Here is an 8741-nt window from a genome sequence, read left to right on the forward strand (position 1 = left end):
GAGCCCGACGTTCCCTGTCTTCAGTTTCACGTTGGGTTTCACTAAATGAACTCCCCCTCATCCTGCTGCACTCTTAGATAGTACCCTTGCAACTGCTTGCAGATTACCTTGCTAGGAGTAAATTATAGGTGATATACTCGGGGAAATGTAGCAAATTCCCAACCTAAACTTTCAATTTCTAAACCTGATCTGCAGGAGGACGCCATGAGTCTGCTCCAATTTTACAGCCCACCGCTGCCCCATTACATTAATAGCGGACTTATGAATTATTCGCAGGGTTTCCGCCATGTGAACCGCCATAACATTAAGGTGTTCGACCTGCTGGTGGTCCGGGAAGGCTGCCTCTATGTTGGCGAGGAGGACCGAACCTATGAAGTCCGGGCAGGAGAAGCGCTGATTCTCCGCCCGGACTGCCACCACTACGGTACCGCAGATTGCCGGGAGGACGGCTCCCACTACTGGCTTCATTTTCAGACCCCGGGTCCGTGGTGTTCTGCAAGCTGTCATGCTGAAGCTCCCCGTGAACGGGACACCACGGAGGAATCTGGCCATTACAACTTGTATAATGCCCGCACCTTCAGCTTCCGGCTGTCGCAGTATATGACGCTGCTGCAGCCGGCCAGGATGGAGGAGCTGCTGGCCCAGCTCGAGCTCCTCAAGGTTAACGCCCACCTGGATGCAATCCGCTTCAAGCAGCAGATGCTGTTCCAGGAGGTGCTGCTGCAACTCTCCGCCTCCGTACACCGCGAACGGCCTGCGTCCCAATCGACCGCCTGTGCGGAGCAGGCGGCCTCCTTCCTCCGCGCCCATTACCGCGAGGAGATTACAACCGGCATGCTGGGCGACTGCCTCAACTTCCATCCGGTCTACATCGCCCGCTGCATGAACCGGGAGTACGGCTGCTCACCGATGGAATACCTGCTCCGCTACCGCATTGAGCAGAGCAAGCTGCTGCTGATGCAGACCAGCTTCTCCATCTCCCGGATCGCCGAGGAGGTTGGCTTCAACCAGGCGCCGTATTTCAGCTCCAGCTTCATGAAGCTGGAAGGCATCTCTCCCCGCCAGTACCGCCAGCGCTTCTCGTGAAGCGCAGCTTTGCTCATCGGCCTGCCGCAGAGCAACAGCCCCTGCATAACCGGGAGACCTTCCCGGCAATACAGGGGCTGTGTATTGTGTACTCATAGGTGTTACCTTGTACAGCAGTATATAGCTGCAGCACTAACTCTTATTCCCCGGCAGCTGCGGCTCAACACTCCTCAGCAGCTGGTAGGAACCTGCTCCCCGGCTCAGCCTTTTACAACTGCGTTCTTTTCTTTATATTGCTCCAGGGTTACAACTTCACCAAAAATCCCGATATCACGCAGTCCGGACAAATGCATCTCCTCATCCTTGGATGCGCAGCAATCGCTGATGCAGACTACCTTATACGTGTGGTACATCGCATCGGATGCCGTAGAGCGGACGCAGACATTGGTCCACACACCGGTGACCGCCACCGTGTCGATCCCTTCTTCGCGGAGGAACAGGTCCATATCCGTGTAGCTGAACGCGCTGTGGCGTCTTTTCTGCACCACATAATCGCCTTTTGACTCATCGGGTCTAAGCTCGTCGATGAAATCCGAACCCCAGCTGCCTTTGATCGCATGGACCGGCCGGACCCGGAAGTCGGCATCGTTCTTCCGGTGCGCTTCCTGTACGAAGATAACCTGTATCTCATTCTCATGGCTGAACTCAATCAACTCCTGCAGCGCCGGCACGATTCCCGCACCGTTCGGACAGGTCAGCGCCCCATCCGGATGAATAAAATCATTCAACATATCTATAATTACTACAGCGTGTTTGCCCATGCTTTTCACTTCCCTCTCGGTTTGGTGGTATATAGATTGAATTTAATAGCGCAAAGGACCAGTCGCAACTGCGGTGAATATTTGGACTTCCGGCCGCTGTTGTCTACAGATTCCCTGATTAATACCGCCTTTAGCGGTAGAAATCTGTAGACTGGCTATGCTTTCGAAGTGAGCTTTCCTACGGAAAGCTTTTAGGCGGACGCTATCGCTCCTACAGTTCCAAAATCCCCCTCCGTCGCTCCTTACCTTTTTCTCAAATTTCCAGTTCAATCTATATATTTTTTTTAATATTTCAATAATCGCGGAAGCTCGCTGATCGTCTGACGTTTTACATATTCGCCGTAGCCTGGTTTGCCGACCACACCCAGCGCATCGTCGTACACTAGAGTTCCGCGGACAATGGTTTTATCAACCTTGCCTTTGAGCTTCATGCCGTGGAACGGAGTGTACTTCGGTTTGCAGTGCATCTGGTCTTTGTCAATCGTCCATTCCTTCTCCAGGTCCACAATCGTGAAGTCGGCATCGGTACCGATCTCCAGCGCTCCTTTCTTCGGATACAGCCCGTAATGGATAGCCGGATTGGTGCACAGCAGCTCTACCAGCCGGGAGAGGCTCAGTCTGCCTTTGTTATAGCCTTCGCTGATCATAATCGGCACCAGCGTTTCTACCCCTGGAATACCCGGGAAGGAGGTCCAGACATCCATACCCGGCGCATCCTTCTCTGTTGCAATTTCATAGGGCGCATGGTCGGTAGCCATGAAGTCAATAGTTCCGTCTGCCAGCCCCTGCCAAAGTGCTTCATTATCTTTTGCAGTACGCAGCGGCGGCGCAATCTTGGCGAACGTACCGAACTCGGTCATCGCATCTACCGCATTCAGTGTCAGGTAATGCGGACAGGATTCCGCGGTCACCTTGGTTCCCTTCAGCTTGGCTTCACGGATCAGCTCGTTGCCTGCCCCCGTGCTCATATGCACGATATGCAGCCGGGCACCCGTCTCTTCGGCGAAGCTAATGCCGAGCTGGATAGCTGCTTTTTCTGCGAGGGCCATACGCGCTTCTGCCCAGGCTGGATAATCCAGGCGGCCTTCGCTTTTCAGCTTACCCGTAAAGTAATCGCAGATTGCATAATTTTCGGCGTGAATTCCAATTGGCAGCCCCGTAGGGGATACGGCGGCAAACGCCTCCAGCATTTCCGGGTCGGTTACCCGCGGATAGGATGGCACGGATGGGGTCATGTACACTTTAAAGGCCACTACACCGTTAGCCACCTGCTCACTAATGATCTCCGGCAGCACGTTGTTGCGTACATCTTCGCCGGTAATGCCGCCCCACATCGCGTAGTCGACGATCCCTTTGCCTTCCAGTGCGTTCAGCTTGTTGAACAGATTATCGGCAGAACGGACCGACGGCACGCTGCAGCATGGCATATCGACAATCATCGTTACCCCGCCCGCTGCGGCGCTGCTTGTTCCGGTTACGAAATCCTCGCGGTGTGTAAATCCCGGATCATTAAAATGGGTATGCGAATCAATTACGCCCGGCAGCACCAGCTTGCCTCCAGCATCAATGATCTCATCGGCTTCAGCCTCAATATCCTTGGCGAACCCGACAATCACACCTTTGTTCACCAGGATGTCAGTCAGCACCTGTCTGTCGCCTTGCGGAATGTTGGCATTTTTAATGATCAGTTCATAACTCATGAATACACACCTCTTCTTTAGGTTTTTGGGTGAATTGGCGCACGACAAAAAAGCCCCGGCTCACAAAAGGTACAGAGCAGAACGTATTCCCCACCCGGTATGAAACCGCGCGAAGAACAACAATTCCTAGCCTATACCTCTTGTAGCCTGGGGCAATTTACGGTCGCCTGGTCGAAACGCTCAAACCGGATTATTGAGCTTATACAAGAGCTTATTCTGTTAATCCATCCTACAAGGAAGATTTCAATCCGTTGTTACGTTTAGTAACATAGGTGTTTCAAAAGCCTTCCTTAATTACCTATATCATAACATTGGCAACTCTTTCGTCAAGATAACAAACCCGTTTGTCATTGAATCGGCAAAATAAATGTTATGTTTATTAACATAATAAAGAGTCGGATGATACCCCATAATCACGTTTCAATTCCTGTTCCCCGTAATTCTTCCTATTACCTCTCCCGGCAGAGTTCACACAACCCCAGGCACAGCAAAGGATTTCATCCCCGCCGCTCTTCTGCTGCTATTCATCCTTTCATAAAACCGGACTGATCCGGTACGATTAGCCGCAGGAATCCAACAATCCCTTTTTATGGATCTCAACGACATTCCTCACAGCTGAATTTATATGCGCTACTTGTCCTATCGTGCCAGGTTTTACTTGCTCTCCGCTTTAGCCTGTTCTTCAAGAGAAGAAAAATAAGCGATTTTATGCTCCACTTTTTGTGCAAAGGTCTGAAAAAATTTAATTTTCTCATCAATATGCAATTTATGCTCCTGCAGCAATCTGCGCTGCTCGGGAAGTGAACTGTGCCCTTCCTTGGATAGCGAGATGAACTGCTTGATATCAGCAATCGGCATTCCGGTGTCCTTCAGGCAGCAGATTAACGAAATCAGCTCCAGATCCTCATCGTGGAAACAGCGGTTTCCATTCTCATCCCTGGCCACAACGGGCAGCACACCCTCTTTTTCATAATAACGCAGCGTATATTGGCTCAGTCCGCTTTTTTGTGATATGGTTTTGATGCTGTATCCCATGATATTAGCTCCCTTCTGCCGTAAGGCTACGGCTCCATCTCTACGTTAACACCATTTCGAGTCTATTAAAAGCGCTTTAAAAATCTATTGACTTACAGTTAACTCTAAGGTCTACACTTTACTAGGAACACTACATTAAGGAGTGAATGCAGAGTGGTAAAAAAATTAAAGCAGGCAGCGGCCAGCTTGAGGTTGCTCAGATTTCTTTAGGATGTATGCGTATTGCCGATCTTTCTCCGCAGGAAGCGGATGTGCATATTCACAGTGCCCTGGAGGCGGGCATAGACTTTTTTGATCATGCGGACATTTATGCCGCTGGCCAAGCTGAAGAGGTATTCGGCGAGGTAGTGGCTGCCAGCCCAGGCATGCGTGAGCAGCTGATGATCCAGACCAAATGCGGAATCCGCAACGGCTTCTTCGACTTCTCCAAGGAGCATATTGTGACTTCGGTCGAGAATAGCCTAAAGAACCTGAAGACCGATTATGTGGATGTCCTGCTGCTGCACCGTCCCGACACCCTGATGGAGCCTGAGGAAGTGGCTGAAGCCTTTGATTATCTGGAGCAAGAAGGCATGGTCAAGCACTTCGGGGTCAGCAACCTGAACCCGCTGCAGATCGAGCTGCTCAAAAAAAACGTCAAACAGCCTCTGCTCTTCAACCAGCTGCAGCTTAGCATTATGGTCTCTGGCATGATTGATGCCGGCTTCAATGTGAACATGACCAACTCCGCTTCGGTTGTACATGATGGTGGCATTCTGGAATACAGCCGTCTGCATGATATGACGATTCAGCCTTGGTCCCCATTCCAATATGGCTTCTTTGAAGGCGTATTCCTAGGCAATGAGAAGTTCCCTGAGCTTAATGAAGTTATCGGCAAACTGGCCGCTGAAAAAGAAGTCGCCGACACCGCTATCGCCATCGCCTGGCTGCTCAGACATCCGGCGAACATGCAGCCGATCGTGGGCACAACTAATACCAAGCGTCTGCTCGACATCGCCAAGGCCTCGGATATTACGCTGACCCGCCAGGAATGGTATGAAATTTACCGTGCGGCAGGCAACAAACTCCCTTAAGCAGCCAGTCAGCCGTACTAGACGCAGACAGTCAATCGTATATTAATATTAGAGTACTCTGTAAGCCATTACGGCCTAAGGAGTACTCTTTGCTGTGGGCTTTTATTCATCCTGAAGCCTACTTTCGGATCAATGATTCCAGGTGTGATTTAATCGTTTGACACTATCCATTTTATAGAATAATTTATATCTAAAAGATATATTTAGATTGGACGAGAGGATATGAGCAGTAAAAAGAGCAAAACATCTTATGTAATACTTGGTCTATTAAACGAAGAAAACTTATCCGGCTATGAAATCAAAAAGATTGTAGATGACCGGCTGTCTTTTTTTTGGAACGAGAGCTTTGGCCAGATTTATCCGGAGTTGAAACGGCTTACTTCTGAAGGGCTGATTGCAGTTTGTACCGATGCACATCCTGTACATAGTAAGCAAAGCATCAAGTATGAGATTACAGAGCCGGGAAGATTGGAATTACAGGAGTGGCTCAAATCACCGGTTGAAAAGGAACTTATCCGTTTTGAAATTCTGCTGAAGCTGTACTTTTCGAATGCCAACTCTTCTGCTACGATGCTTGAGCATGTAAAAGAGTTTCAAACCAGTCATCACCGGCAGCAGCAGCTGTTTCAACAATTTGAAGTACAGCTTAAACAGAATATGGATGTACACAGTAATCACAGGCAAATCCTAATGGTATTGTCTTTTGGCCAAAGGATGTGGGAGGCGTATGCTGCCTGGTCTGAAGAGACGATCCGCTTACTGAAGCAGGAGATCACCGCACAGGAGGATGACACGGATGAATAAAAGAATCGACTTCTATTACTTTTCCGGAACAGGCAATACACAGCTTATAGTAGACCACGCGGTGAATTCACTTACAATGAACGGCTGCAACGTCTCTGTCAAGCATATCGAAAAAGGATACACCTTCTCTGAAAATGAGCCGGCTGAAGAATTGTGGTTTGCCTTCCCGGTCAACTCCCAGGCGGTCTCTCCGTTCATCTGGAGGTTTTTTCGATCATTGCCGCAGAACTCCGGAACCAAGGTGTATGTAATTGCTACTCTTAATAATTCTGCTTACATACTAAAACCACTCTTTACATTGCTTAAGAACAAAGGATATACCCCAACTTCAGCCTGTGAGATCAGTATGCCTAACAATATGAGCGATACTCATCAGAGCAAGGAGAACGACCTCCACCAATTAATCGCAGCGTGTGACAGGGTTCATCAATTTGTCAGCGATTCCTTTGCAGGAGAGGTTAACTGGGATTCAGAGTATAAAGGATCTTCATTTGTATCCTTTTTGTCGAGGAGAACGGGGTTGCCTTGGATGTCTATGCGCCTCCTGCTTAAGTTGCGGACCGAAGCATCACAATGCACAGGCTGCGGGCTATGTGTAAGACATTGTCCCGTACAAAACATTTCGATTGCCAGTCATGTTTCTGTACACGGGAACAAATGTGAGTTCTGCATGAAATGCGCCGCCTCTTGTCCTAAGAAAGCTATCTATATATCAGGCAAACCAAAAATCAAGATTCGCAGTACAAAGATGCCACATTCCACTATTCAACGTTAGAATGGAGCTTAGTATGGGTTTACATCTCAAAGGCTTTATCTTGCCGTTATTGGTTTTACTGCCGAACCTGCTCTTCATATTCTTCACACCGCACAACATTCCAAAAACCGTTTCCCCGCCTTTAATTTTCATTGTATTCGAGCGAATAGGCCAAGTTACTTGTTTCGCACTGCCTATCTTGTTCGGCACCAAGATTGCAGAGCAGCCTATCAATTTTTTAACATGGTTAATGTTAATTTGTTTAATTATTTACTACCTTTGCTGGATACGCTTCTATTGGAGCGGCAGAGAATTCGCCATTCTCTTCAAACCGTTAGGGTTCATCCCTATCCCAATGGCCCTATTTCCGATTATGTATTTCATCCTGCTTGCGGTATGGCTTAACTCTTATTTGTTTGCAGTCCCTGCGGTTTTGTTGGCCATTGGACATTTTGTAACCAGCTGGAGCACATTCAGCCAGATCCAATAAGATTCCCCAGCAACGAAAAAAGTGCTCATACAGAAAAACAGGTTGATAATCATGTTACACGATTATCAACCTGTTTCTGTTATACCGGCGAGAGGACTCGAACCTCCACGGTTTCCCACTCGATTTTGAGTCGAGCGCGTCTGCCATTCCGCCACGCCGGCGTATTCATGACTTGCAATAATAAGTTCCAAAATAATGGAGGCGCCACCCAGACTCGAACTGGGGATAAAGCTTTTGCAGAGCTTTGCCTTACCACTTGGCTATGGCGCCACAAAAATGGAGCGGACGACGGGAATCGAACCCGCGACCCTCGCCTTGGCAAGGCGATGCTCTACCGCTGAGCCACGTCCGCATAATGGCTGGGGATATAGGAATCGAACCTATGAATGACGGAGTCAAAGTCCGTTGCCTTACCGCTTGGCTAATCCCCAATATTAATTTTAGAAAAAATGGGGCGACTGATGGGTCTCGAACCCACGAATGCCGGAACCACAATCCGGTGCGTTAACCCCTTCGCCACAGTCGCCATATTAATCTGTTTCTAACAATTTTACCAATCAGTCTTTTAAAGAAATGGGGCGGCCGATGGGTCTCGAACCCACGAATGCCGGAACCACAATCCGGTGCGTTAACCCCTTCGCCACGGCCGCCATATTAAGCTTTAAAATTTTCATTGGCAGGGGCAGCAGGAATTGAACCCACACCAACGGTTTTGGAGACCGTTGTTCTACCTTTAAACTATGCCCCTAAAGATGGTGGAGGCTGATGGATTCGAACCACCGAACACGTACGTGAGCAGATTTACAGTCTGATGCGTTTGGCCACTTCGCTAAGCCTCCACAGATGGTGCCGGCGAGAGGACTTGAACCCCCAACCTACTGATTACAAGTCAGTTGCTCTACCAATTGAGCTACACCGGCATATTCATTTGTAAGAAATCATGGTGGCGCGGGAGGGAATCGAACCCCCGACACAAGGATTTTCAGTCCTTTGCTCTACCGACTGAGCTACCGAGCCATATAAAATTTAAAGTATTAA

General features: G+C 49.0%; 8 protein-coding genes, 10 tRNA genes and 1 riboswitch. Of the genes, 5 read left to right on the forward strand and 13 right to left on the reverse strand.

The genetic code is table 11. The features are described from left to right. Positions 1–204: 204 nt before the first annotated feature. The gene (locus AQR02_RS29810) at positions 205–1086 is read left to right on the forward strand and encodes a helix-turn-helix transcriptional regulator (protein WP_054943931.1); all 882 of its coding nucleotides are present in this window, start codon (positions 205–207) and stop codon (positions 1084–1086) included. A 200-nt stretch (positions 1087–1286) separates the two neighbouring features. On the opposite strand, the gene AQR02_RS29815 is transcribed toward AQR02_RS29810, so the two are convergent. From AQR02_RS29815 to AQR02_RS29825, 3 genes are all read right to left on the reverse strand, one after another. Further along, positions 1287–1847 (reverse strand): cysteine hydrolase family protein, encoded by a 561-nt coding sequence (locus AQR02_RS29815; RefSeq protein WP_054943932.1) that lies wholly within the window; start codon positions 1845–1847, stop codon positions 1287–1289. Between the two features lie 284 nt (positions 1848–2131). Continuing rightward, the gene (gene allB / locus AQR02_RS29820; protein WP_054943933.1) at positions 2132–3547 is read right to left on the reverse strand and encodes an allantoinase AllB; all 1416 of its coding nucleotides are present in this window, start codon (positions 3545–3547) and stop codon (positions 2132–2134) included. A 123-nt stretch (positions 3548–3670) separates the two neighbouring features. Beyond that, a riboswitch (purine riboswitch) is annotated at positions 3671–3774 on the reverse strand. A gap of 427 nt (positions 3775–4201) precedes the next feature. Then, positions 4202–4582, reverse strand: a complete 381-nt coding sequence (locus tag AQR02_RS29825; RefSeq protein WP_054943934.1) for a MerR family transcriptional regulator — start codon at positions 4580–4582, stop codon at positions 4202–4204. A gap of 146 nt (positions 4583–4728) precedes the next feature. Between AQR02_RS29825 and AQR02_RS29830 the strand changes: the two genes are divergently transcribed. From AQR02_RS29830 to AQR02_RS29845, 4 genes are all read left to right on the forward strand, one after another. Further along, entirely contained in the window at positions 4729–5655 is a 927-nt protein-coding gene (locus AQR02_RS29830; RefSeq protein ID WP_054943935.1) for an aldo/keto reductase, read from the forward strand. Positions 5656–5877: 222 nt separating this feature from the next. Further along, complete coding sequence (locus AQR02_RS29835; RefSeq protein WP_054943936.1) at positions 5878–6459, forward strand: PadR family transcriptional regulator; 582 nt, start codon at positions 5878–5880, stop codon at positions 6457–6459. Beyond that, positions 6452–7234 (forward strand): EFR1 family ferrodoxin, encoded by a 783-nt coding sequence (locus AQR02_RS29840; protein ID WP_054943937.1) that lies wholly within the window; start codon positions 6452–6454, stop codon positions 7232–7234. The genes AQR02_RS29835 and AQR02_RS29840 overlap by 8 nt, the downstream gene beginning before the upstream one ends. A gap of 1 nt (position 7235) precedes the next feature. Then, entirely contained in the window at positions 7236–7703 is a 468-nt protein-coding gene (locus AQR02_RS29845; RefSeq protein WP_159067886.1) for a hypothetical protein, read from the forward strand. Positions 7704–7785: 82 nt separating this feature from the next. Here the strand turns inward: AQR02_RS29845 and AQR02_RS29850 are convergent. The 10 genes from AQR02_RS29850 to AQR02_RS29895 all read right to left on the reverse strand — a co-directional run bounded on the left by AQR02_RS29850 (position 7786) and on the right by AQR02_RS29895 (position 8720). After that, positions 7786–7864 (reverse strand) — tRNA-Leu (locus tag AQR02_RS29850). A gap of 35 nt (positions 7865–7899) precedes the next feature. Further along, positions 7900–7973 (reverse strand) — tRNA-Cys (locus AQR02_RS29855). Positions 7974–7980: 7 nt separating this feature from the next. Then, a tRNA-Gly gene (locus AQR02_RS29860) sits at positions 7981–8055 on the reverse strand. A gap of 4 nt (positions 8056–8059) precedes the next feature. Next, positions 8060–8134 (reverse strand) — tRNA-Gln (locus tag AQR02_RS29865). Between the two features lie 19 nt (positions 8135–8153). Further along, a tRNA-His gene (locus AQR02_RS29870) sits at positions 8154–8229 on the reverse strand. 48 nt (positions 8230–8277) lie between these two features. Then, positions 8278–8353, reverse strand: a tRNA-His gene (locus tag AQR02_RS29875). Positions 8354–8377: 24 nt separating this feature from the next. Further along, positions 8378–8451: transfer RNA gene (locus tag AQR02_RS29880), tRNA-Trp, on the reverse strand. Between the two features lie 5 nt (positions 8452–8456). Next, positions 8457–8542 (reverse strand) — tRNA-Tyr (locus tag AQR02_RS29885). 5 nt (positions 8543–8547) lie between these two features. Further along, positions 8548–8623: transfer RNA gene (locus AQR02_RS29890), tRNA-Thr, on the reverse strand. 21 nt (positions 8624–8644) lie between these two features. Continuing rightward, a tRNA-Phe gene (locus AQR02_RS29895) sits at positions 8645–8720 on the reverse strand. Positions 8721–8741: the final 21 nt, after the last annotated feature.

It is taken from the genome of Paenibacillus ihuae (assembly GCF_001368795.1).
GTDB lineage: Bacteria > Bacillota > Bacilli > Paenibacillales > Paenibacillaceae > Paenibacillus_AQ > Paenibacillus_AQ ihuae.